The organism is Granulicella sp. 5B5, from assembly GCF_014083945.1.
Taxonomy (GTDB): Bacteria; Acidobacteriota; Terriglobia; order Terriglobales; family Acidobacteriaceae; genus Granulicella.
Window position 1 is genome coordinate 1,836,451 of the sequence record NZ_CP046444.1, and the last position, 20,412, is coordinate 1,856,862.

Consider the following 20,412-nt stretch of genomic DNA (forward strand, 5'->3'; position numbering starts at 1 on the left):
AGGGTCATCACTTGCGTCCATACGGTATGTCACGAGTTCTTGCACTTGCTCTGTTTGTTACGATGTCGAGCGCTGTGAGCGGTTCCGCCGCGCTGGCGCAGACGGCCGTTGGGGGCCAGGTGTCCAGCTTCAAGGACACCTCCATGCTGAAACCGCCGCCGGGTGCGCGGGTTGCCATCATCGAGTGGGAAGACCTGGAGTGCCCGGCCTGTGCGCACGCGTTTCCGCTCGTTCACCAGGCGATCGCGCACTATCACATTCCGCTCGTCCGCTATGACTTCCTAATTCCGGGTCACATGTGGAGCAAGCAGGCTGCGGTGTACGCACGCTACATCCAGGACAAGGTTTCGCCGGACATTGCCACGGAGTACCGCCGTGAAGTGTTCGCCTCGCAGTTCCGCATTGCCAGCCAGGATGACCTGGTGAAGTTTACGCAACAGTTCTTCGCCGCGCATGGCAAGCAGATGCCGTTCGTGGTCGACCCGACAGGTGAGTTGCTCAAGCAGGTTGAGGCGGACCGCAATCTCGGCGACAAGCTGGGCCTGAATGAGACTCCGACGATCGTGATTGTGACACCGAAGGGCTGGATCCAGGTGAAGGACGTCTCCGACCTCTACCAGGCGATCGATCAGGCGGAGGCGATGGCAGGCAGCGGTGCCGCGACCGTGCATCGGACGTCTGCGAGGAAGTAAATTCGGTTTGGCAGCAGCGATCACAGAGGCCGTCCGCGAGGGCGGCCTCTGTGCGTTTGGGATGCGCTTCAGGCAGGCCAGGTAGACAGGGCGAGGTCGGCGGCGCGCTGGAGCTGCTCGCGCGAGAAGCCGCTGGCCGCCTGCACGGAGAGGCCGTGCATCACACTGGTGATGTACAGCGTGAGCGCCTCGGTGTCGGTTCCGGCCGGCAGGTCGCCGTCGGAGCGGGCACGGTCGAAGCGGGCACGAATCTGCGCGATGCCACTGGCTCGCAGGCCGGCGAGTCCGGCGCGGATGGGCGATGACTCGGGGCTGGTGACGAGCGCTCCCTGCACCCAGAGGCAGCCGCCGGGGTTGGCGGCGTCGGTGGCGATGGTGACCGCGCCGCGGAGAAGGGTCTCCGCCACGAGGCGAGCTGTGGGCTGGCCGAGCGCGCGGCGCACGTAGCGGCCGGGGCCGACGCCGTAGCGCTCGACGGCCTCGCGGAAGAGGGTGGCCTTGTCGCCAAAGGCCGCATAGAGGCTGGGGCGGTTGATGCCCATCGCGGCGGTCAGCTCGGTGAGCGAGGCGCCCTCATAGCCGCGCTTCCAGAAGACGCGCATGGCGGCCTCCAGCGCGTGTTCGCGGTTGAAGGCGCGGGGGCGGCCGACAGGACGGGCGAGAGGCTGAGGTGTGGCGAACTGGCTCATACGGCTATTAAACGCCAGTCGCGCAGAGAACAGGGGAATATTTACCGGAAGGTATGGATTCCGGCAACTACTGGATATTGACCAGGCCATGGGCCCCGCCGGGGGTGATGCTGGAGGTCTGCGGGGCGCGCCAGTGGTCGATGTAGCTGACCTGGTGGACGCAGCTGATGGTGCAGTTGGGAGCGCAGGACTTCTCGGTGAGGAACTCGCGCTTGACGTCGGCGCGGGTGTACTCGGCGAGCGGCACGCCGGGGAAGCCGCGCTGCTGGCTGCAGTAGTGGACCAGGCCGTTCTCGCAGATGTAGAGGTAACGCGAGCCCGCGCGGCAGCGCCAGTCGTTGGGCAGGCCGTTCGCGATGGCCTCCTGGAAGTGGTTGAAACGGGAGTAGCTGCGGCGGGTGAGGCTGCGGACTTCGTCCCAGACCTTGCGCTCTTTATCTCCGAGGGGTTTCAACTGTCCGGAGCCGTCGTGGATGATACCGATGGTGGAGCTGAAGCCGAGTTCGAGGGCACGCTTGCTAACGATCAGCGCGTCCTCAGGATGCGCTGTGCCGCCGCCGACCACGGAGTTGATGTTGACGTGGAAGTCGGCGTGCTCGGCGAGGAACTGGAGCTTCTTGTCGAGTACCTTGAGCGACTTCTTGGAGACCTCGTCGGGCATCACGTTGTCGATGGAGATCTGCATGTGGTCGAGGCCCGCTTTGTTCAGCCGCTCGATGCGGTCGGGCATGAGGAAGTAGCCGTTGGTGATCATGCCGGCGATGGCGCCTGTCTTGCGGATGCGGGCGATGATCTGGTCGAGCTCGGGGTGCAGCGTGGGCTCGCCGCCGGAGATGGTGATGACGGAGGTGCCGAGGCCGCCGAGGTGGTCGATGCGGCGGAGCATCTCGTCCAGATCGACGGGCTTGGAGACGTCGTCGTACTCGTTGCAGTAGGTGCAGGCTAGGTTGCAGCGGCGCATGGGCACGATCTGCGCCATGTACGGGTGCGACGTGGAGGCCAGCGCCGAGCCGATGGAGCCGAGCTCACGAAAGAGGCGCGACGCCTTGAGCAGGCGACGGTGCGCGGTCATGCGGCGCGCGGCGGGGGCGAGTTTCGGTGCGGGCGGGTTCTGGACTTCGGTCGGCATACGGCTCCACTCATTCTATCGTGCATGAGCAGTACACTGATGATCTGGAGGGCACCGACGATGCCGCGCGAGATTGACTGGAGCGATACGCTGGAGATTGGGATTCAACTGCAGGAGATGTTTCCGGATACCGATCCGTACTCCGTGCGGTTTACCGACCTGCACAAGTGGGTGACACAGCTGCCGGGATTTGTGGGCGATCCGGCGAAGTCGAATGAGGGCGTGCTGGAGGCAATCCAGACGGCGTGGCACGAGGAGTACGTGGACGCCAAGGACGCGTAGCGGCGCTGCACCCTCCCCCCGGTTTTGGGGCTATGATCCGCAGCCGATTGGGGTTAGCGGTGGATCGGACTTCCGATGCAGAAGGCTGTCCGACTGGCCGACGGGGTTCAGTCACGGTGGTTCGTTTGTCAAGATGGTGCTTGGTGAGACTGGCGCTGGGCCGTCTGCGGGAAGAGCCAGGCCGATGGCCGCGCGTCTCCTTACCGTTGTCTCTATTGTATGGGGTGTGTCAAGGGGACGAATTTTGATTGATGCGGGCGGTTTGAAAAGACTAGATTGAAGGTGTGGGCTCGAAGACCTTTGACGGCGTCTGGTTTGAGGCCTACTCACATGACCACCCGCCTTCGCATGTGCATGGGTTTTATACAGGAGTAGAAGTCATCGTTGAGTTGACGGCTTTGGGAGTCAGATTGTCCTCCAGGAAACGGGCGGTTAAACCTCCGGACTCGAAGCACTCAGATGTGAATCGGATTTTGCGGACTGCCGACAAGTACCAGAAAGAGCTGTGGCAACTTTGGCATGCTGCACGAGGGCAATGAAATGGTTGAGACAACAGACGAAGAGCTAGCGGCGGCGCTGGAGCGGATGAGGCAGGAGCCGGAAGAGCCGCATATTGTCGAGGCAGACTATCAGCGCGATCTAGAACTGTTCATCCTGAAGCTGAGCGACGGGAGGCGGCTCGTGCTGCCTCGTGAGAATTTACAGGGTGTGGCCGATGCTACGCAGGAGCAGGCTGCGGACTTCAATATACAAGCTCCAGGTGGGCCGATGGGCACACGGATCTGGTGGCCGCAACTGGATGACGGCATGTCCGTGGAGGGCCTGCTAGAAGGCCGGACCGGGAATGAGAAGTGGATGGCCAAGATTCAGCGGCGAGATGCTGCGGCGTAGAGATTCCTCGTCACGTATTACATGAAGGTACTTGGGTGCTGCTTGTTTTCTTCCAGTTTGTCTATGTCAGTTGGGAGCTAGAGTGTCGGATAACAGGTACGTTCTTGCCGATGAGGTCTCAAAGACACTGCGGTTGCTAAATCTACTGGATCACATTTATCAGAAGGTTTGTTCCCAAGTAATCGGTTCGGCTTTAAGTGAGCGGCAATACATTTTGCTGGGGCATGTATTGCGGGCAAAAGCTATATCAAAATCATCCCTGTTGCTGGCGGAGTCAGGCGCTCTGGAAGAGGTTTGGATACTCTCGCGCTCTTTGACGGAGTTAGTCATCAACTGTGGCTACCTCTACATCGCCCCGGAGCAAGAGGTTACCAACTTTATTTATCTCGACGGACACAAGATCGTTAACCAGGCAAAGAAATTGATGCAGCATCGCCCTCCCACGGCGCAGCTACCAGATAGTCTTACGGCTTCCGTAGAGGAGATGGCTTCTGGGGCGAGAAACCGCACAGGACTCAAGGATAATAATCAAAGTTGGAGCCGGTATCAGGACTTGGCTTCCAGAGCGCAAGAAACGGACAAGCACTACATAAATAAGGATTTTTACACTTTACAGCTAACAGCAGTCCCCTACGGAAATGCCGGAACACACTCTACGATGTTCTCTCTCGTGTGGAGTTTGCACGAAGTGGTGGGCAACACGATGGCTCCGCACGAGAGACGCCTCTCGATGCTCGGCGGTGCGGTTCATATCATTGTTCTAGCTATCAATCTAATGTGCCTTCTACTAGATGAAAAACATGCTCTAGGACTGAAGCACGATATAGTTTCGGCTTGCTCGTGAGCTTTGTTACGGTGGCTATGCAGCTTTGCGACGAAGTATCTGTTTGGGGAGTTTGCTGCCGGTGAGGTGCAGGGTGGCGAAGGTGATCGCCAGCCATGCGAGGCTGCCGGCGGCGAGGATGAGTAGGTCTCCGGGGTGGGTGGTGACGGGCGGCAGGTGGTGTGCGAGGATGTACGTCGCGGCGAAGGCCAGCAGTGCGGCGAAGAGGGCGCGGGCGAGCTCGGGGTACTCGAGGTGGGCGAAGCGGACGAGGTCTTTGCGGTGCAGCAGAATCGCCAGCGTGGCCGTCTGGATGGTGATGCCGAGGTCGGAGGCGATGGCGAGGCCTTCAAGACCGCGGGCGTGGAAGAGCAGCCAGTAGAGCGGGACGCTCGCCACGGTGATGATGGTGCCGGTGATGGCGGGGGTGAGGGTGTCCGAGGCGGCGTAAAAGGCGCGGGCGTAGATGCCCTGCACAGCCCAGATGGCCAGCGTGATGGCGAGCACGACGAAGAGATGCGTGGTGGTGACGGCGTCGTCGTGGTGGAACTTGCCGCCGCGGAAGAGGTCCATCAGCCACGGGGCGAGGGCGATCATCCAGGCTGAAACCAGCATGCCGACGCAGAAGAGCCGCGAGACAGAACGCGAGACGGCGTGCGAGAAGTCGTGGCGGCGGTCCTGCTGAAAGAGGCTGGCGAAGAAGGGCAGCGAAGCCGCGCCGGCCGCCGGGCCGATAACGTTGAAGGGCGCGTTGAAGAGGTCCTTGGCGTTGCCGATGAGCGTGATGCCGCCTTCCTTCAACGAGCCGAAGTAGTTGAGGAAGAAGCCGTCGAACATGACGAGCGAGACGCCAATCATGAGCGGCCAGGTGAGCGAGAACCACTCGCGGAAGGCAGGGGCGCGGAAGTCGACGAGTGGGGTGAAGTGGAAGCCGGTGCGGAAGGCCCCGGTGGTGTTGAGCAGGAACGAGCCGAAGATGACGCCGAGCAGAACGCCCACAGCGAGCGAGTAGATGCCGAGCTGCTTGTGCAGAAAGATGGCGCCGAGGATGATGCCGAGGTTGTAGACCAGCGGCGCGCCCGCCTGATAGATGAAGATCTTGCGGACCTGCAGCCGCGAGCTCATGCAGCTGCCGATGAAGAAGAACAACTGCGCGGGCAGGATGATGCGCGTGAGCGCGGTGCAGAGGTGCGCGCGCAGAGGGTCGTTGCGGAAGCCGGAGTTGGCAAGCCAGACGTAGCCGGGGGCGACGATCTCCGCGACCACAACGCCGATGCCGAGGATGACGAGCATGGTGCAGAGCACGACGGAGAGCGCGCGGTCGGCACCCTCGTCGTCGCCAGCGGTGAGGTAGCGGTTGAGCACAGTGATGAGCGAGATGGCGACGGCGCCGCCGGTGAGGAAGTAGCTGAGGAGGTCGGGGAGTTTGAAGGCGGCGCGGTAGGCGTCCTGCGCGGCGCCGGCGCCGAAGAGGTAGTTGACGATTTTGATGCGGGCGAGCGCAAGCAGGCCGGAGAGCAGCGCGCTCGCCATGAGCAGCATGGCAGCGGAACCGGCGGTGTGAGTCTTTTTGTGCGGTGAGGCCGAGCCGGACGCGGTCATTCTGCGGGAAAGAGGTCCTGCTGGCCGGGGATGGCGATGGGGCCGAGGCGCGGCTCAAGCCTGGGTTCGGGCTTGTGGAGACGCGGACGTTTGGGCTCGGCGACAAGACGCGGGCGCAGCGGCTCGGGTGCAGGCTCGGTCGAGACCGGTGCGCTGAGCTGGGTGTGCAGCGCGCGGAGCTCGTCGCGGAGAGCGTGCAGACGTGGGGCGGTGTCGGTAGAAAAGGCCCTAGCTGTAATGGCGAGGTTGAGAGCTTCGGGGTCCTTCGACTGCGCGCTGTGCGCTCCGCTCAGGATGACAGTTTTGTTATGGGGTTCAGCACTGGCTGCGGGTGTTTCGACCGCGGCAGGCGCAGCAGCGAGCGCTGGGGCCTCGGGCCTAGCGTCGGTCTTGAAGACCTGCCGCGCGCCGGGGATGGTGTAGCCGAGGTCGTAGAGCAGATGCTTGATGCGGAGCGCGGTCTCGACGTCCTTGCGGCGATAGAGGCGCTGGCCTGTGCCGCCTTTGTTGGGCTTCAGGTTGGGGAACTCGGTCTCCCAGAAGCGGAGGACGTAGGCAGGCACCTCGCAGATGCGGGCGACGTCGCCGATGCGGAAGTAGAGCTTGTCCGGGATGACCGGAGTGGGGTGCGCGACGGTTTTGCGGATTGGGTGGTGGGTAGCCATACTGCTGAATCTGCCCTGCCCTGCTCTGGGAATCGGCTCCGCTTGCGAGCACTAGAGCAAAGTATAGGACTGAAAGCTGTGACGCCGAAAGTAGTCCGGGCGATACCCCCTTTGTCTTGAGGGGGTTGGCAGTGGAACCAAGGGAGTTAACCCTACCTGAAGTGCTGGTTTAAGTATTGCTCGGAAGTGAAGGTCGAAGGTTTCGGCGGTCAGAGGCGATATTCGAGGAAGTGGAGGTCGAGGTAGCGGCCGAATTTGAAGCCGACTTCGTGCAGGACTCCTGCCGAGGTGAAGCCGAAGCGCGTGAGGAAGCCTATAGAGGCGGTGTTGGTGGAGTCGACCCCGGCGACCATGACATGCTTACCGCAGGCGCGGGCGCGCGCGGTGAGCTGAGTGAGCAGCGCGGTGCCGATGCCCTTGCCGCGGACGCCTTCGCGGATGTGGATGGTGCCTTCGACCGTGAAGCGGTAGCCGGGCCAGGAGCGGAAGTCGCCGAAGGTGGCATAGCCGAGGATCGCGCCTTCGTCGTCGACGGCTACGAGCAACGGGTAGCCCTGCGCGACGCGCGACTGCCAGTAGGCGAGGCGGTCTTCGAGCGTGACGGGTGTGTCGTTGTAGATGGCCGTCGAGCTGAGCAGCACCGCGTTATAGATTGCGGTCACGGCTTCGATGTCGGCGGCGACAGCGTCGCGGAGGATCATCGGGAAACTCCTGCAGAGAATAGATGCGGCGCTACGCCTCCAGCGCCTTCGGTTCGATTTCGATCTCGGGTTCTTCGTGATCTACGTCACCGAGCCGCCGCGCGGTGGGCCGCTCGTCGATGACGATGGTCTCCGCGATGCGGTCGTGCACGGTCTGGCGGTTGCGATTGATGAAGAACTGCAGAAAGCCGAAGCCGCCTTCGAGCAGCGAGGCGCCGTAACCCAGCGCGCGCTCGATCGACTGCCACCAGCCCATCTCGTCGTGTGTGAGCGAGACGATGCGCACCTTCATGAACCACTTGCCGATGGTCTGGCCTTTACTTAGCTTCACGGCGACTGCGAAGTACAGCGTGGACTCGACCAGCTCCTTGATGTACTCGGCGCCGTCCATCAGCAATCGGGCCACAGTCATGGGGCCTTCGTTGTCGTCGTGGTGGTTGTGCAAGCCTAGCAGGCCCTTGACGATGAAGATCGCCAGGACGTCGATCGTGATGGCCCACATTCGCTGTTTGAAGCTTGCCAGCGGCAGCCCGCTCAACGCGTCGAAACGCGCGGTCTCGTGGGCGTGGAAGTGTCGTGGCTCCCGGTTCAGCTTCGCCAGCATGTTCTCCATAGCAGCAGCTTAAACCATCCGGAGATGACATCTGTCACTTTGCTTTGCTGACGCGGCTCACTACCGGCAGCGGCTGTCGGGGCGGAGACTCAATCCTGTCAGCGCAGTTGATCCGCCCAGAAGCCAACCAGGAGCCAGCCATGAGCGCAGTCGTCGAAACCTTTACCGAACCCCAGTCCGCAACCGTTCCCGTAGCCTCTCTCGACGGCATCACGAAGCGCTATGCCAATGGCGTGGTGGCGCTCGATAACCTTTCGCTGGCGCTGCGGCGTGGTGAAATCGTTGCTCTGCTGGGGCCGAACGGCGCGGGCAAGTCCACCGCCGTGAAGCTGATGATGGGGTTGAGCGCGCCGACCGCTGGCAGTGTGCGGGTCTTCGGCGCGGACCCGCGCGACACCGATACGCGCCTGCGCACCGGCGTGATGCTGCAGGTGGGCCGTGCGCCGGAGATGCTGCGCGTCCGCGAGCAGGTGGAGATCTTTCGCGGCTACTACCCTGCGCCGATGCCCTATGCAGAGCTGGTAAAGGCCGCGGGGCTCGAAGGGATTGAGGAGCGGTTCTTCGGCCAGCTCAGCGGCGGGCAGAAGCAGCGGATGCTGTTCGCGCTGGCGCTGGCGGGCGATCCGGATTTGATCTTTCTCGATGAGCCGACGGTCGGTCTGGACATTGAAGCGCGCCGCGGGATGTGGGCAACGATCCGCTCGCTCGCCGCCCGCGGCAAGACCGTACTGTTGACGACGCACTACCTGGAAGAGGCCGATGCGCTGGCGAACCGCATCGTTGTGATCAACAAGGGCAAGGTTGTGTGCTCCGGCACACCGGCGGAGGTGAAGTCGCTCTCGCTGGGTGCGACGGCGGATGGCGCGGGCTCTTCCGCGACGATCAAGATCATCCGCTGCGTGACGGCGCTGCCATTGCAGGCGCTGCGCAGCATGCCCGGCGTGACGCAGGCCAGCGTGGCCGATACGTTATCCACGCTGACGACGGCGCAGCCTGAGACCACGCTGCGCGAGATGCTCGCGCTTGACTCGACACTGCATGCGCTGGAGGTGCAGAGCCCGGCGCTCGAAGATGCGTTCCTCGCGTTGACCTCCGATCAAAACTCCTAACCCTCGCTTCCGAATTCACAGGAGAAATCCCATGTCCACTACCGCCATCACATTTCCCGTCAGCGCGTCGCGCAGCCTGCCGCAGACGCTCCGTATCTTCCTCACTGAGACCCGCTACGAGTTTCAGCGCCTGCTGCGTACGCGCAGCTTCGCGCTCTCGGTCATCGGCTTTCCGGTGGTCTTCTATATCTTCTTCGGCCTCATCATGAACCGCGGCGAGCACATCGGCGGCATCACGGTGGCACGCTACATGCTGGCCGGCTACACGGTCTTTGGCATGGTGGGCGCGGCGCTGTTCGGCATCGGTGTGGGACTCTCCGCCGAGCTTTCAGCAGGATGGTTGGAGCTGAAGCGCGCGAGCCCGATGCCGCCGCTCGCGTATCTGTTTGCAAAGTGCATGAGCGCGATGGCCTTCGGTGTGATCATCGTCAGTCTGCTCACGCTGCTCGGCATCACCGCCGGCGGCGTGCATCTCTCCATCGCAGAGTTCGCACGCATGATGGCGCTTACCATCGTCGGCGTGATTCCGTTCGCGGTAATGGGCATGGCGCTGGCGCTGCTTGTGCCCGCGGCCTCCGCGCCCGGCATCGCCAACATGATCTATCTGCCGATGAGCTTCCTCGGCGGCCTATGGATACCGATCATGTTCCTGCCGAAGGTGCTGCAGCACTTCGCGGTGATACTGCCGACGTATCACCTGGCGCAGCTGCAGCTGGCGTCGTTTGGATATCCCAGCGCAGGCTCCGCGTCGAGCCACTGGATCGGGCTGATCGGCTTCACGCTGATCATGCTTGGCATCGCGCTGATCGCGTTTCGGCGGATTGAGCAGAACAGTTAACCGTTGAGGCGCAGTTGCCGATGCGAGGTGTGGGAGGCTGGCGTCCAGCCCTCACATCTCGCCTCCCCGCAGTACACTCATCCCAAGAGGCCTTCATGCCGGACCCGCTCGCCAGCCCGCCCAAGCATCGCCACATTGCATGGCTCTGGTTTGCCTACACCGGGTTCATCGTCATCGACCCGTGCTTCGAGCCCAGCATCTTCCTCTGGACCGTCACGCTGCTCGCCATCGTCATCTTCGCGTTCATCTTCGCCGCGTACAAACGGTGCGATGAAGACGAGAGCTCGCCGCGTCGCTACTGGCTTATCGTCGCCACCTTCATCCTTGGGCTCGTGGTCTTTCCGTTCAACGGCGGCGCCTCTACCTTCTTCATTTACACCGCGGCGTTCCTCCCCTTTGTTATCGCCTCCACGCGCAGGGTCCTGCTTCTCTTCGTCGCCGAGTTCCTCGTTATCATCGCCGAAACCTTGCTGCTCCACCGGACCATTTCCATTCCGCACACGCATGCAACCTTCGGCGCGAACTGGCCGAACACGTTTATCGCGATCTTCCTGATCCTTATCATCGGCGGGGCGAACATCTTCTTCGCCGAGCAGAAGCGCTTCAATCTCGCCCAACTGCAAGCAGAGCGCGACCTGCGCGCGGCGCAGGAGGAGAACAATGCACTGGCTGCGGTCGCCGAACGCGAGCGCATCGCACGCGACCTGCATGATGTGCTGGGGCATACGCTCTCAGTGATCGTGCTGAAGGCCGAGCTTGCCGGACGGTTGGTCGCTAGCGATCCCGCACGTGCGACTGCGGAGATCGCCGATGTAGAACGCACGGCACGCACAGCCCTCTCCGAAGTGCGCGAGGCCATAGGCGGCTACCGCACGCGCGGGCTTGCCGCGGAGATTGAAGCCGCGCGGCGCACGCTCGATCTCGCCGGCGTGACGCTGACCGTCGACGCCGAGAACCAGCCCGCCGCCAACCTGACGCCGCAGGAGGAGACGGTGCTCGCACTGGCGCTGCGCGAGGCCGTGACGAACATTGTGCGACACGCGCGTGCCACCACCTGCACGCTGCGCTTCGTGACGGAAGACCGGGAGCGGCGGCTTGTGGTGGAAGACAACGGCTCCTCGCCTACGCCGCCGCGCGAGGGCAACGGACTGCGCGGCATGCGGCAGCGCATCGAATCGATTGGCGGCCGGTTGCAACTGCAGCATGGCTGCGCCGACAAAGAACACGGAACGCGCCTGCTGATTACGCTGCCGCAGCCCGGAGCCGCCCTATGAGCGCGAAGATCCGCGTGCTGCTCGCGGAAGACCAGACCATGCTGCGCGGCGCGCTGGCGGCGCTGCTGTCGCTGGAGCCGGACATCAACGTCGTCGCGCAGGCCGCCAACGGCAACGAGGCGTTGAAGCTGGTTCAGCAGCACGCGCCCGATGTGCTGGTGACCGACATCGAGATGCCCGAGCGCACAGGGCTGGAACTGGCGACCGCTCTGCGCGAGGCAGAGAACAAGGCGCGGGTAATCATCCTGACCACCTTTGCGCGGCCCGGTTATCTGCGGCGTGCGCTCGACTCCGGCGCACGCGGCTACCTGCTGAAGGAGCGGCCCGCGACGGAACTCGCCGAGGCCATTCGCAAGGTGCACAGCGGCCTGCGCGCCATTGATCCTGCGCTGGCCGCCGAGGCGTGGTCCGCCGATCCCGACCCGCTCTCCGACCGCGAACGGCAGATTCTGCAGCGTGCAGGCGATGGCCGCACCTCAGCAGAGATCGCCGCGGAGCTGCGGCTCTCCGAAGGCACCGTGCGCAATTATCTCTCCGAGGCCATTGCGAAGCTGGGCGCCGCTAACCGCACGGACGCCGCCCGCATCGCCCGCGCGCGGGGCTGGCTGTGAGCCGCGCGATACAATAAAAGACAGTCGATGGCACCGCTCCTCCAGTCCGCCGATCTAGTCCAGATCGACCTTACCCCGCGCAAGCCCGTCGCCAAGCCCGAGTGGCTGAAGGCGCGCGCGCCCATGGGCGAGACGTTCCACAACCTGAAGAAGCTGGCCCGCGACCTGAACCTGCATACCGTGTGCGAGAGCGCACACTGCCCCAACATCGGCGAGTGCTGGAACCACAAGACGGCGACATTCATGATGCTCGGCAACCTGTGCACGCGGCGCTGCGGCTTCTGCGCGGTGCCCAAGGGCAAGCCGGAGCCGATCGACCATGAAGAGCCTTCGCGGGTTGCGTATGCCGTTGCTTCGCTCGGGTTGAAACATGCCGTCATCACCAGCGTGAACCGCGATGATGACAACCTCGGCGCGGCGCAGGCGTTTGTGAATGTGATTGCCGAGATCCGGCGCCAGTCTCCTGGCACGCAGGTGGAAGTGCTGACGCCTGATTTTCAAGGCGTGGCTGAAGCGCGCCGGCTGGTCGTCGCAGCGCGGCCTAAGATTCTGAACCACAACATCGAGACCGTGCCGCGGCTCTATCGCGTTGCTAAATCCGGCGGCCGCTATGAGCGCTCGCTCGAGTTTCTGGCCGAGGCCAAGCGTGAGTCGTCGGAACATGAACTGGGGCCGATTGTGACGAAAACCGGCATCATCGTTGGCATGGGCGAGGAGATGCACGAACTGCTCGGCGTCTTCCGCGATCTCGCTGACCGCAAGGTCGATATCCTCACCGTCGGCCAGTACCTGCGCCCCTCGCGCGACCACCTGCCGATGTCGCGCTTCTACACGCCCGACGAGTTTGCGTTCCTGAAGCACGAGGCGTTGCAGATGGGCTTCCGCCACGTAGAAAGCGGCCCGCTGGTGCGCAGCAGCTACCACGCGCATGAGCAGGCGCAATCGACCGGCCTCGCTTAAGCGAGCACCTCATCCACAACAGGTAAGCTTGCAGGCCGTGGATAGCGCGGCGTTGTGGCCATCATCGTCCCAATCTTCTCGACCGGGCCAATGCCCCCGCGCGCGCCTTCGCCGGTGCAGTTCATGGCTGCGGCTGCGCAGGCGAAGTCGAGTTGCTGCTGCAGCGGCCAGCCCTGCAGCAGGCCATACAAGAAGCCTGCGTGGAAAATGTCGCCCGCGCCGGTCGTGTCGACCACCTGCACCTGGTACGCGGCGCTGTAGTGGAAGCGGCTACCGTCCCACGCGAGCACGCCGTTCTCACCCAGTGTTGCCGCGGTGAGCGAGCAGCCATAACGCGCCTGCATCTTTTTGAGCGCCTCGTGCAGGTCCGGCTCCTGCATTATGCGGCAAGGGAAGTCACGGCTGACGATAAGGCAGTCGATGCGTTCGAGCAGCGCTTCAACACCTTCATACGGCTCATCGAGGTCGGCAACGACGGGGATGCCTGCCTCGCGCGCCCACTGCGCCGCCTGCGTTGCTGCTGCTGTGTCGTGCCCATCGACGAGCAGTGCACGCGCCTTGGCGACCCACTCGCGCTGCAGTTCCTGTGGCTGCAGGATGAGGCGGTCGTCCTTGCGACAGAGCACGGTGCGCTCGCCCTGCTTGTCGACAAGGATCAGCGAGCGCGGGCTGGCCGCGCCGGGCACATGAATGAGCCGCATCTCGACACCGGCTTGCGCGAAGGCGCGTTCATGCAGCCGCGCCGCGTCGTCATCGCCAAGCTTGCCGACGTAGCGCGTGCTCAGGCCCCACGTCTGGCACGCCACCATCGCCGAGGCCACCTGACCGCCCGGCATCACGGACTCCTGCGTGTACTCCAGCTTTGAGCCGCGCGCGGGGAACTCCGCCAGCGGGATCAGCGTATCGGTGGCGTTCAGCCCAACACCCACCAGGTCAACCTTGGCAATCAACGGCATCACGCCATTCTAGCTGTTGCAGCGTGCTTTCTACGAGGCGACGGCTCAGTCTGCAGCGAGACGCTCCAGCTTCGTCACCTCGACCATCGTAGAGTAGAAGGTTGCGCCGCCGCCGATGTCCGTGAGCCGCTCGCTTGTGAGTGCGTTCACATTCTTGCCCTCGGCGGAGAGCTTCTGCCAGTCCAGCCGCGCGGCCACCACGCCTGCTGCAATCGACTCACCCACACGCGCCGTCAGCGTCACGCGCCCGCGCCCGTTCCACACCGAGACGGCATCGCCTGTCTTCAACCCGCGCGCGGCTGCATCGACCGTGTGCATCTCCAGCACGCCTGCGGTCTTGCGCTCCATCTGCTGATGCACAGGCAGGTTCGCGAAGGTGCTGTTCATAAAGTTGTCCGCCTTGCGCGGCAGGAACTCCAGCGGATACGCGATTTCGGCGTCGGTGCCGTTGCGCGACTCTCTCGGCGCAATCCAGACGGGCACAGGCGTGAATTCGCCGCGGCCGCTTGGCGTGCCAAACCATTTGGCGGAACTGAACGGCAGCTCGTCTTCAGGCAGCGCCAGCGCAACGTGGCCCTCGCGCTCGAGCCGCTCCTTGGTCACGCCGTCGAGCCACGGGTGCTGCACGTCGAGCGCCTGCGCGATCAACTCGTCCTCGCCGTCGAGGAACGCGTTTTCGCCCGGAAACATGTGCTGGCCGAGCGCGCCGAACATCGCGACGTTGCTGCGCGCCTCACCCAGCGGCGCGATGGCAGGCATGGAGATCTGCGCCTGCAGATGCCCGTAGGCGCCCATCAGGTCCTTGGCTTCGAGGAACGTCGTTGCCGGCAGCACGATGTCCGCGTAGTCGGTAGTGTCCGTAAAGAACTGCTCGTGCACCACGGTGAACAGGTCGTCTCTCCGCAGACCGGCGAGCACCTTTGCAGAGTCCGGCGCGACCGCCGCCGCATTGCAGTTGTAGACAACGAGCGCCTTCACCGGCGGCCCCTGCAACTCCGTCAGCGCCTCGCCCAGCTGGCTCATGTTCACCACGCGCGACGCCCGGCCAAGCGGGCTGCTCTGCATCAGCTCCGGCATCTGCAGCCGCTTGCTGTTGTAGGGGAACGAGCCGCTGGTCGAGAGCAACATCCCGCCGCCGCGCTGCTTCCAGCTACCTGTAATCAGCGGCAGCATGGCGATGGCGCGCGCGGCAGTGCCGCCGTTTTCGCTGCGCTGCACGCCGTAGTTCATGCGGATGACCGCAGGGCCACGGCCGTCGCGACCGGCCTGTCCATAGGCCCGCGCAAGCCGCTCAATCGTCTCTACCGCAAGGCCCGTAACCCGTGCCGCGCGCTCTGGCGAGTGCTCCTCACGCAGCGCATGCGCGCGCAACTCTTCGACGCCGCGAGTGCAGTCGCGCAGATACTCCTCATCCGCGTGGGAGTCGCGAAACAACACATGCATGATCGCCAGTGCGAGCAGGCCGTCGGTGCCGGGGCGAATCGCGAGATGCTCGTCTGCCAGTGCTGCCGTGCGCGTCTTGTATGGGTCAATCACCATCAGCCGCGCACCGTTGCGGCGGGCCTCTTCAATAAACGGCCACAGGTGGATGTTATTGCCGTGGATGTTCGCGCCCCACGCGATGATCAGGCCGGCGTGCGCGAACTCCTGCGGCACGGTGCCAAGCTTGGCGCCGTAGACGCTAGTGAGCGCAGCGCCGCCCGCGCTCGCACAGATGGTGCGGTCGAGCTGCGAGGCGCCCAGCCGATGAAAAAACCTGCGGTCCATGGAGCCGTAGCCGAGCTGCCCGATGGTGCCCGCATAGCTGTACGGCAGGATGCTCTCCGGCCCATGCTCACCTGCAATGGCCTTCAACCGTGCCGCGATGGTATCCAGCGCCTCGTCCCAGCTGATGCGCTCGAAGGCCTCGGTCTCACGCCCTTGCGGCAGCGGCCCCTTGGGCACGCCGGCCTTGCGGCGCATGGGGTACAGCAGCCGGTCGGGCGAGTAGACGCGGTCGAGATAGCGCGCTACCTTGCCACACAGAAAGCCGCGCGTGACCGGATGCGCCGGGTCGCCCTGCACCTTCAACGCGCGACCGGTCAACTCGTCCACCGTCACCAGCACGCCGCACGAGTCCGGGCAGTCGTGCGTGCAGACCGCATGGACGCTCCTTGTGTTGGCGTTTGGCTCAGGCATAGGTATATTGTAGGCGTCTCTGTCCTGCGAATTGCAGCAACTTCTCTCCAGGAGCCTTTCATGCGTCCGTTCCGTTTTGTCCTCGCAGCCATCCTCTGCGTGCTTCCGCTGGCTGCAGCCGCGCAGTACAACGGCGAGGCCGCAACCATCATCGGTGTGATGAACAAGTCCGCGGCAGACTGGAACCGCGGCGACCTCGACACCTTTGCCACCTCCTACAAGGACTCGCCGGACATTTTGTTCATTGGCCGCAGCATCAGCCGCGGCTATCAGCAGATGGTGGCCACCTACAAGCGCAACTACGCCACGCGCGAGCAGATGGGCACGCTGACCTTTACGCAGCTTGAGGTGCAGCCGCTGGACGTGCGCTTTGCCACCGTCACCGGGCACTTTCACCTGGAGCGCACGCAGGCAGGTGGCGGCAACGCCGATGGCTACTTTCTGCTGGTGTTTGAGAAGACCCTGGCCGGCTGGAAGATCGTGCGTGACGACTCGACCTCGCTGCCGCCCGGTCAACAATAGTCGAATGCTGCCAGAACCAATCGCCATCGCTGCTCGTACTATGGAAACTGGAGGTCTTCGATGCGTCGCCTTCGTCCCGCGCATTTCGTTCTGCTTGCCGTGGCCTGTTGCGCGTTGCCTGCGCTCGCACAGCAAGCTGACCAGCTGTACACCGCAACCCACGAGCAGCTCGAAGTCACAAAGACGCTGCTGGAGCAGCAGGCCGCCTGGAACAAGGGCGACCTCGCCGCTTATGTGAACTTCTACAAGGGTGCGCCGGATACCATTGCGGTGCTCGCCGCGCCAGTGCATGGCCTGCAGAGCATCTACAACGCTTACCTCGTCAACTTTCCCAACGCCGCTGCGATGGGCTCGCTCGACGAGTCCGAGGTGAATGTGCGCGAGCTTGGCGATAACTTCGCGCTCGCCACCGGCAAGTATCAGCTCACGCGCAACAAGAAGGCCGGCGGCGATGCCATGGGGACCTTCACCGACATCCTTGAGAAGACAGACCGCGGCTGGCGGATTATCTACAGCTCCACCACATGACACTGCCCGCAACCCCGCTGCTCGAAGCCCGCCACTTGACCAAGCGCTACGGCGATAGCACCGTCGTCGACGATGTGTCGATCACGCTGCATCGTGGCGAAACGCTGGGCCTGGTCGGCGAGTCCGGCTCTGGCAAAAGCACCGTCGCGCGCATGGTGCTGCGACTGATTGAGCCGACAAGCGGCAGTGTCACACTGCACAATGCCGATGGCTCCGCGACGGATCTACTTGCGCTCCGACCGCGCGAGCTATGCCGCCTGCGCCGCCGTGCGGCCATCGTCTTTCAGGACCCCTACGCCGCGCTGAACCCGCGCCTCACTGTAGAGCAGACGCTGCGCGAACCGTTCGCCATCCACCATGAGCGCCCAGCCGAAGGCATCCATGCGCGGCTGCTGGTGCTGCTGGATGAAGTTGGTTTGCCGACAACAGCTCTCAGCCGCTATCCGCATGAGTTCTCCGGCGGCCAGCGGCAACGCATCAACATTGCGCGGGCGCTCGCGCTGCGGCCGGAGCTGCTGGTGCTCGATGAGCCGGTGAGCGCGCTCGATGTCTCGGTGGCCGCGCAGGTGATCAACCTGCTGCGCGACCTGCAAACGCGCTATGGGCTTACGTCGCTGTTCATCTCGCACTCCATGCCACTGGTGCGGTACCTGTGCCAGCGCATCGTGGTGATGCACCGCGGGCGCATTGTGGAGAGCGGTGATTGGAGCGAAGTCTGCAACGCGCCACGCGAGCCCTACACGCAACAGCTGCTCGCTGCCACGCCTGAGCTGCCCGCGTAGGCTACTTGCCGTTGCCCAGATGGTCGCACACGTTGCGCAGGTAGTCCCATGAGTACAGCCCCGCCTCGTGCCCATCGTTCCACTTGAAGCGGATAGCGTACTTGCCTACCGGCGTCACCTCCACCGGCCGCGAGGGCGCCTCATACATGGGCAGCAGCATTGCGGTCTTGGGCTTCGGAACGCCCGGATCACGGCCTTCGGCCTCGCGCGCCTCATGGCATGTGGCGCAGGGGCACGCGGCGCGCAGCCACGCAAAGCTCCAGTGGCTCTCATGGCCGTCGGCCCAGGCGATGTTCACGCCGGTGCCGCCGGTCTTGTCGACGCGCACCTTCGCAGGCTTGATCGCGTCGCCGGTCAGCTTCGGCAGCTCGGGCCTCGCGGCCTCATCGGCACTGACGAACTTGATGCCTTCGTGGCTCATTCGATACCTCCTGCACGCGCCTCGGTCTCGAGTACTTCGCGGTCGTACTTCAGCTTCAGGACAAGGATCGAGAGCGACAGCGCGAATGTGATCACGTTCGCCATCCACACCGGCGGCGAGTGGCTCAGAAAGCCGTACACCATCCACGAAAACGTGCCCGCCGAGAACACAAGGAACATGATCAGCGAGATGTCTCGCGCCGAGCGCAGCCGGACGACGCGGATGAGCTGCGGCAGAAAGGAGATCGTCGTCATCGTCGCCGCGGCATAGCCAATCAGGTCGATCTGGGGTTTCGTCATCATGCGGTATGCGACTGCCTCCAGAAGAAGTATGCAGCGATCACCAGCCCCGTGGCCACTACGATGCCGCGCAGCACCTCGCCCGGCACCCGCTTGGCGAGCCGCGCGCCCAGCCAGCCGCCCAGCGCGGCGAACGCCATCGAGACCACGCAGTAGCGCCACTCGATGTTGCCGGTAACGATGAACGTCACGATCGCGCAGAAGTTGGAAGACAGCGCGGCGAACACCTTCATCGCATTGAGCTTGTGCATGTCCTCCATGCCGAAGAGCGCGAGGATCGTCATCACCAGAAACCCGCCGCCCGCGCCGAAGTAGCCGATGTAGAAGCACACCGGGAAGAGCGATGCCATCAGCGGCAGCGCGGGGATCGGTCGCTCGCCCACATGCTCGCTCCGGGACCTGAGCCACTGCGAGAGGCGGCCGCTGATACCGAAGATCAGTGTGCCACCCAGGATGAGCCACGGGATCATGTGCAGAAACGTGGTCTGCCCGGTGTGCAGCAGCACCTCGGCCCCGGTGACGCCGCCCAGTACGCACGTGATGCCGACCGGCAGCAGCAGCGAACGGGTCACGTCGCCGCGCAGCGTCGCCAGCGATGTCAGCTGGCCAGGCCACAGCGCGACGGTATTCGTCGCATTCGCCTGCACCGGCAGCACGCCCATCCCCAGCATGGCAGGGAACGACAGGAACGAGCCGCCGCCCGCCATCGCATTCATCACCCCGGCGACCAGCGACGCCGTAACCAGCCAGATAAAGTTCAGGTGAGGGATGGAAGAGACGTGCATTCTCTTTCTATTGTATGCGCCGGCGAAGGTCCGCCGTTATGCCACTCCCATCAGCGTGAGCGCCTGCTCCACGGTCTCCGCCACAAGCAGGATCTTGCGGTTGCCACGCATCATCCCCTCTTCATCGCAGTGGTCGAGGAACGTAAGCAACTTGTCGTAGAAGCCTTCGATGTTCAGCACCACGACGGGCTTCGAGTGGATCTTCAGCGTCTGCCAGGCCAGCACCTCGAACATCTCCTCAAACGTGCCGTAGCCGCCGGGCAGCACCAGGAACGCGTTCGCGCGGCCGGCCATCAGCGCCTTGCGCGTGTGCATCGTCTCGGTCACATGCAGCTCGGTGATGCCCTCGTGTGCGACTTCCTTGTCCACCAGCACGTGCGGGATGACACCCACGACGTGCCCGCCTGCGGCGAGCGTTGCATCCGCAACCGCACCCATCAGCCCAACCTTTGCGCCACCGTAGATGAGGCCGACGCCATGCTGCGCGAGCGAGCGCCCAAGCTCCTCCGCCACGGCTTTGTACTGCGGCCGCGCCCCCATGGCCGATGCACAGTAAACGGCAACACTCTTCTCCGGAGTACTCCTGGTTTGATCTGTCATGACTTCAGGATATCAACCCTTTTCGCTACTGCTTCAACGCCGGGTTTGCGATAGGCAATAGAAAAGCCGCCCCGGAAGGCGGCTTCTCCAGCAGCTTGAAACGCAGCCGTTACCAGAGGCCCCACGAGCGGCTCAGGTAGTCCGTCAGCGTCATCGTGACCAACACCAGGAAGAGAAAGAACCCGGAGGCGATCGTCACCTTGATGAGACGGGTCTGATAGGCGGCGTGCATAAAGAATAGGATCACGATGCAGGCTTTGAAGCATGCAATGCCCAGTGCAACCACCGGGTTCAACACACCCATGTTCACAAACGCGGCCGCGACCGTGAGCACCGTGCCCACCAGCAGAGTGATGAACACATAGGTGTACTGCAGCGGTGTCACAATGTGGTGCTCTGCATGCTCCGGATTGGTGACATTGTTCGGATCGTGTGCTTCAGAGTGCGCAGCATGGCTCATTG

At 63.6% G+C, this 20,412-nt stretch carries 25 protein-coding genes; 12 read left to right on the forward strand and 13 right to left on the reverse strand.

Translation table 11 applies throughout. The features are described from left to right. The first annotated feature begins 26 nt into the window (after positions 1–26). Positions 27–692: a thioredoxin domain-containing protein gene (locus tag GOB94_RS07720; protein ID WP_182278241.1), complete on the forward strand. Its 666-nt coding sequence runs from the start codon at positions 27–29 to the stop codon at positions 690–692. Positions 693–760: 68 nt separating this feature from the next. Here the strand turns inward: GOB94_RS07720 and GOB94_RS07725 are convergent, their stop codons facing one another. Both GOB94_RS07725 and GOB94_RS07730 read right to left on the reverse strand, forming a co-directional pair. Next, a complete protein-coding gene (locus tag GOB94_RS07725; protein ID WP_182278242.1) occupies positions 761–1,381 on the reverse strand; it encodes a TetR/AcrR family transcriptional regulator in 621 nt (206 codons plus the stop codon). Between the two features lie 67 nt (positions 1,382–1,448). Further along, on the reverse strand, positions 1,449–2,453 hold the full coding sequence (locus tag GOB94_RS07730; RefSeq protein WP_182278509.1) for a radical SAM protein: 1,005 nt from the start codon (positions 2,451–2,453) through the stop codon (positions 1,449–1,451). Positions 2,454–2,570: 117 nt separating this feature from the next. Here GOB94_RS07730 and iscX point away from each other — a divergent pair, with 117 nt between their 5' ends. The 3 genes from iscX (at position 2,571) to GOB94_RS07750 (ending at position 4,527) form a co-directional block, all read left to right on the forward strand. After that, positions 2,571–2,792, forward strand: coding sequence for a Fe-S cluster assembly protein IscX (iscX, locus tag GOB94_RS07735; RefSeq protein WP_182278510.1), 222 nt, complete (start codon positions 2,571–2,573; stop codon positions 2,790–2,792). 540 nt (positions 2,793–3,332) lie between these two features. Then, positions 3,333–3,683 carry a DUF2442 domain-containing protein gene (locus tag GOB94_RS07745; RefSeq protein ID WP_182278244.1) on the forward strand — a complete coding sequence of 117 codons (351 nt, stop codon included), beginning with the start codon at positions 3,333–3,335 and terminating at the stop codon, positions 3,681–3,683. An 82-nt stretch (positions 3,684–3,765) separates the two neighbouring features. Further along, positions 3,766–4,527: a DUF5677 domain-containing protein gene (locus GOB94_RS07750; protein WP_182278245.1), complete on the forward strand. Its 762-nt coding sequence runs from the start codon at positions 3,766–3,768 to the stop codon at positions 4,525–4,527. A gap of 15 nt (positions 4,528–4,542) precedes the next feature. Here the strand turns inward: GOB94_RS07750 and GOB94_RS07755 are convergent, their stop codons facing one another. From GOB94_RS07755 to GOB94_RS07770, 4 genes are all read right to left on the reverse strand, one after another. After that, positions 4,543–6,108 carry a lipid II flippase MurJ gene (locus tag GOB94_RS07755; RefSeq protein ID WP_182278246.1) on the reverse strand — a complete coding sequence of 522 codons (1,566 nt, stop codon included), beginning with the start codon at positions 6,106–6,108 and terminating at the stop codon, positions 4,543–4,545. Further along, entirely contained in the window at positions 6,105–6,773 is a 669-nt protein-coding gene (locus tag GOB94_RS16845; RefSeq protein WP_255484349.1) for a MerR family transcriptional regulator, read from the reverse strand. The genes GOB94_RS07755 and GOB94_RS16845 overlap by 4 nt, the downstream gene beginning before the upstream one ends. Positions 6,774–6,982: 209 nt before the next feature. Next, positions 6,983–7,474, reverse strand: a complete 492-nt coding sequence (locus GOB94_RS07765) for a GNAT family N-acetyltransferase (RefSeq protein ID WP_182278247.1) — start codon at positions 7,472–7,474, stop codon at positions 6,983–6,985. 31 nt (positions 7,475–7,505) lie between these two features. Then, positions 7,506–8,087: an RDD family protein gene (locus tag GOB94_RS07770; RefSeq protein ID WP_220465013.1), complete on the reverse strand. Its 582-nt coding sequence runs from the start codon at positions 8,085–8,087 to the stop codon at positions 7,506–7,508. 140 nt (positions 8,088–8,227) lie between these two features. On the opposite strand from GOB94_RS07770, the gene GOB94_RS07775 reads away from it, so the two are divergent. From GOB94_RS07775 to lipA, 5 genes are all read left to right on the forward strand, one after another. Beyond that, positions 8,228–9,196 (forward strand): ABC transporter ATP-binding protein, encoded by a 969-nt coding sequence (locus GOB94_RS07775; protein ID WP_182278249.1) that lies wholly within the window; start codon positions 8,228–8,230, stop codon positions 9,194–9,196. 31 nt (positions 9,197–9,227) lie between these two features. After that, positions 9,228–10,034: an ABC transporter permease gene (locus GOB94_RS07780; protein WP_182278250.1), complete on the forward strand. Its 807-nt coding sequence runs from the start codon at positions 9,228–9,230 to the stop codon at positions 10,032–10,034. A 95-nt stretch (positions 10,035–10,129) separates the two neighbouring features. Next, complete coding sequence (locus GOB94_RS07785) at positions 10,130–11,308, forward strand: sensor histidine kinase (protein WP_182278251.1); 1,179 nt, start codon at positions 10,130–10,132, stop codon at positions 11,306–11,308. Further along, a complete protein-coding gene (locus GOB94_RS07790; protein WP_182278252.1) occupies positions 11,305–11,919 on the forward strand; it encodes a response regulator transcription factor in 615 nt (204 codons plus the stop codon). Before GOB94_RS07785 ends, GOB94_RS07790 begins: the two co-directional genes overlap by 4 nt. A 27-nt stretch (positions 11,920–11,946) precedes the next feature. Next, entirely contained in the window at positions 11,947–12,879 is a 933-nt protein-coding gene (gene lipA, locus GOB94_RS07795) for a lipoyl synthase (RefSeq protein ID WP_182278253.1), read from the forward strand. On the opposite strand, the gene GOB94_RS07800 is transcribed toward lipA, so the two are convergent. Both GOB94_RS07800 and GOB94_RS07805 read right to left on the reverse strand, forming a co-directional pair. After that, on the reverse strand, positions 12,876–13,835 hold the full coding sequence (locus tag GOB94_RS07800) for a PfkB family carbohydrate kinase (RefSeq protein ID WP_182278254.1): 960 nt from the start codon (positions 13,833–13,835) through the stop codon (positions 12,876–12,878). The genes lipA and GOB94_RS07800 overlap by 4 nt on opposite strands. A 45-nt stretch (positions 13,836–13,880) precedes the next feature. After that, positions 13,881–16,013: a molybdopterin-dependent oxidoreductase gene (locus tag GOB94_RS07805; protein ID WP_182278255.1), complete on the reverse strand. Its 2,133-nt coding sequence runs from the start codon at positions 16,011–16,013 to the stop codon at positions 13,881–13,883. 60 nt (positions 16,014–16,073) lie between these two features. Between GOB94_RS07805 and GOB94_RS07810 the strand changes: the two genes are divergently transcribed. From GOB94_RS07810 to GOB94_RS07820, 3 genes are read left to right on the forward strand one after another with little or no spacing between them, the layout of a single operon-like run. Further along, a complete protein-coding gene (locus GOB94_RS07810) occupies positions 16,074–16,535 on the forward strand; it encodes a DUF4440 domain-containing protein (protein ID WP_182278256.1) in 462 nt (153 codons plus the stop codon). A 60-nt stretch (positions 16,536–16,595) separates the two neighbouring features. Continuing rightward, positions 16,596–17,063: a nuclear transport factor 2 family protein gene (locus tag GOB94_RS07815; RefSeq protein ID WP_182278257.1), complete on the forward strand. Its 468-nt coding sequence runs from the start codon at positions 16,596–16,598 to the stop codon at positions 17,061–17,063. Beyond that, positions 17,060–17,845: an ATP-binding cassette domain-containing protein gene (locus tag GOB94_RS07820; protein ID WP_182278258.1), complete on the forward strand. Its 786-nt coding sequence runs from the start codon at positions 17,060–17,062 to the stop codon at positions 17,843–17,845. The genes GOB94_RS07815 and GOB94_RS07820 overlap by 4 nt, the downstream gene beginning before the upstream one ends. 1 nt (position 17,846) lies before the next feature. Here GOB94_RS07820 and GOB94_RS07825 read toward each other — a convergent pair whose 3' ends face one another. The 5 genes from GOB94_RS07825 to GOB94_RS07845 all read right to left on the reverse strand — a co-directional run bounded on the left by GOB94_RS07825 (position 17,847) and on the right by GOB94_RS07845 (position 20,410). Beyond that, positions 17,847–18,266, reverse strand: a complete 420-nt coding sequence (locus tag GOB94_RS07825) for a DUF971 domain-containing protein (protein WP_182278259.1) — start codon at positions 18,264–18,266, stop codon at positions 17,847–17,849. Further along, positions 18,263–18,568 (reverse strand): SemiSWEET transporter, encoded by a 306-nt coding sequence (locus tag GOB94_RS07830; protein WP_255484352.1) that lies wholly within the window; start codon positions 18,566–18,568, stop codon positions 18,263–18,265. The genes GOB94_RS07825 and GOB94_RS07830 overlap by 4 nt, the downstream gene beginning before the upstream one ends. Continuing rightward, entirely contained in the window at positions 18,565–19,350 is a 786-nt protein-coding gene (locus GOB94_RS07835) for a sulfite exporter TauE/SafE family protein (protein WP_182278260.1), read from the reverse strand. The genes GOB94_RS07830 and GOB94_RS07835 overlap by 4 nt, the downstream gene beginning before the upstream one ends. Before the next feature lie 36 nt (positions 19,351–19,386). Then, the gene (locus GOB94_RS07840) at positions 19,387–19,950 is read right to left on the reverse strand and encodes a TIGR00730 family Rossman fold protein (RefSeq protein ID WP_182278261.1); all 564 of its coding nucleotides are present in this window, start codon (positions 19,948–19,950) and stop codon (positions 19,387–19,389) included. Positions 19,951–20,059: 109 nt separating this feature from the next. Then, positions 20,060–20,410: a cytochrome C oxidase subunit IV family protein gene (locus tag GOB94_RS07845; RefSeq protein WP_182278262.1), complete on the reverse strand. Its 351-nt coding sequence runs from the start codon at positions 20,408–20,410 to the stop codon at positions 20,060–20,062. Between the last annotated feature and the right edge of the window lie 2 nt (positions 20,411–20,412).

Bases quoted from the DNA above. Each gene is read 5' to 3' on its own strand.
- GOB94_RS07755 (WP_182278246.1), bottom strand. From the start codon at position 6,108: ATGACCGCGTCCGGCTCGGCCTCACCGCACAAAAAGACTCACACCGCC.
- GOB94_RS07780 (WP_182278250.1), top strand. From the start codon at position 9,228: ATGTCCACTACCGCCATCACATTTCCCGTCAGCGCGTCGCGCAGCCTG.
- GOB94_RS07785 (WP_182278251.1), top strand. From the start codon at position 10,130: ATGCCGGACCCGCTCGCCAGCCCGCCCAAGCATCGCCACATTGCATGG.
- GOB94_RS07745 (WP_182278244.1), top strand. From the start codon at position 3,333: ATGGTTGAGACAACAGACGAAGAGCTAGCGGCGGCGCTGGAGCGGATG.
- GOB94_RS07810 (WP_182278256.1), top strand. From the start codon at position 16,074: ATGCGTCCGTTCCGTTTTGTCCTCGCAGCCATCCTCTGCGTGCTTCCG.
- GOB94_RS07775 (WP_182278249.1), top strand. From the start codon at position 8,228: ATGAGCGCAGTCGTCGAAACCTTTACCGAACCCCAGTCCGCAACCGTT.
- GOB94_RS07845 (WP_182278262.1), bottom strand. From the start codon at position 20,410: ATGAGCCATGCTGCGCACTCTGAAGCACACGATCCGAACAATGTCACC.
- GOB94_RS07805 (WP_182278255.1), bottom strand. From the start codon at position 16,013: ATGCCTGAGCCAAACGCCAACACAAGGAGCGTCCATGCGGTCTGCACG.
- GOB94_RS07790 (WP_182278252.1), top strand. From the start codon at position 11,305: ATGAGCGCGAAGATCCGCGTGCTGCTCGCGGAAGACCAGACCATGCTG.
- GOB94_RS07720 (WP_182278241.1), top strand. From the start codon at position 27: ATGTCACGAGTTCTTGCACTTGCTCTGTTTGTTACGATGTCGAGCGCT.
- iscX (WP_182278510.1), top strand. From the start codon at position 2,571: ATGCCGCGCGAGATTGACTGGAGCGATACGCTGGAGATTGGGATTCAA.
- GOB94_RS07840 (WP_182278261.1), bottom strand. From the start codon at position 19,950: ATGACAGATCAAACCAGGAGTACTCCGGAGAAGAGTGTTGCCGTTTAC.
- GOB94_RS07835 (WP_182278260.1), bottom strand. From the start codon at position 19,350: ATGCACGTCTCTTCCATCCCTCACCTGAACTTTATCTGGCTGGTTACG.
- GOB94_RS07770 (WP_220465013.1), bottom strand. From the start codon at position 8,087: ATGGAGAACATGCTGGCGAAGCTGAACCGGGAGCCACGACACTTCCAC.
- GOB94_RS07815 (WP_182278257.1), top strand. From the start codon at position 16,596: ATGCGTCGCCTTCGTCCCGCGCATTTCGTTCTGCTTGCCGTGGCCTGT.
- GOB94_RS16845 (WP_255484349.1), bottom strand. From the start codon at position 6,773: ATGGCTACCCACCACCCAATCCGCAAAACCGTCGCGCACCCCACTCCG.
- GOB94_RS07730 (WP_182278509.1), bottom strand. From the start codon at position 2,453: ATGACCGCGCACCGTCGCCTGCTCAAGGCGTCGCGCCTCTTTCGTGAG.
- GOB94_RS07825 (WP_182278259.1), bottom strand. From the start codon at position 18,266: ATGAGCCACGAAGGCATCAAGTTCGTCAGTGCCGATGAGGCCGCGAGG.
- GOB94_RS07765 (WP_182278247.1), bottom strand. From the start codon at position 7,474: ATGATCCTCCGCGACGCTGTCGCCGCCGACATCGAAGCCGTGACCGCA.
- GOB94_RS07820 (WP_182278258.1), top strand. From the start codon at position 17,060: ATGACACTGCCCGCAACCCCGCTGCTCGAAGCCCGCCACTTGACCAAG.
- GOB94_RS07725 (WP_182278242.1), bottom strand. From the start codon at position 1,381: ATGAGCCAGTTCGCCACACCTCAGCCTCTCGCCCGTCCTGTCGGCCGC.
- GOB94_RS07800 (WP_182278254.1), bottom strand. From the start codon at position 13,835: ATGCCGTTGATTGCCAAGGTTGACCTGGTGGGTGTTGGGCTGAACGCC.
- lipA (WP_182278253.1), top strand. From the start codon at position 11,947: ATGGCACCGCTCCTCCAGTCCGCCGATCTAGTCCAGATCGACCTTACC.
- GOB94_RS07830 (WP_255484352.1), bottom strand. From the start codon at position 18,568: ATGATGACGAAACCCCAGATCGACCTGATTGGCTATGCCGCGGCGACG.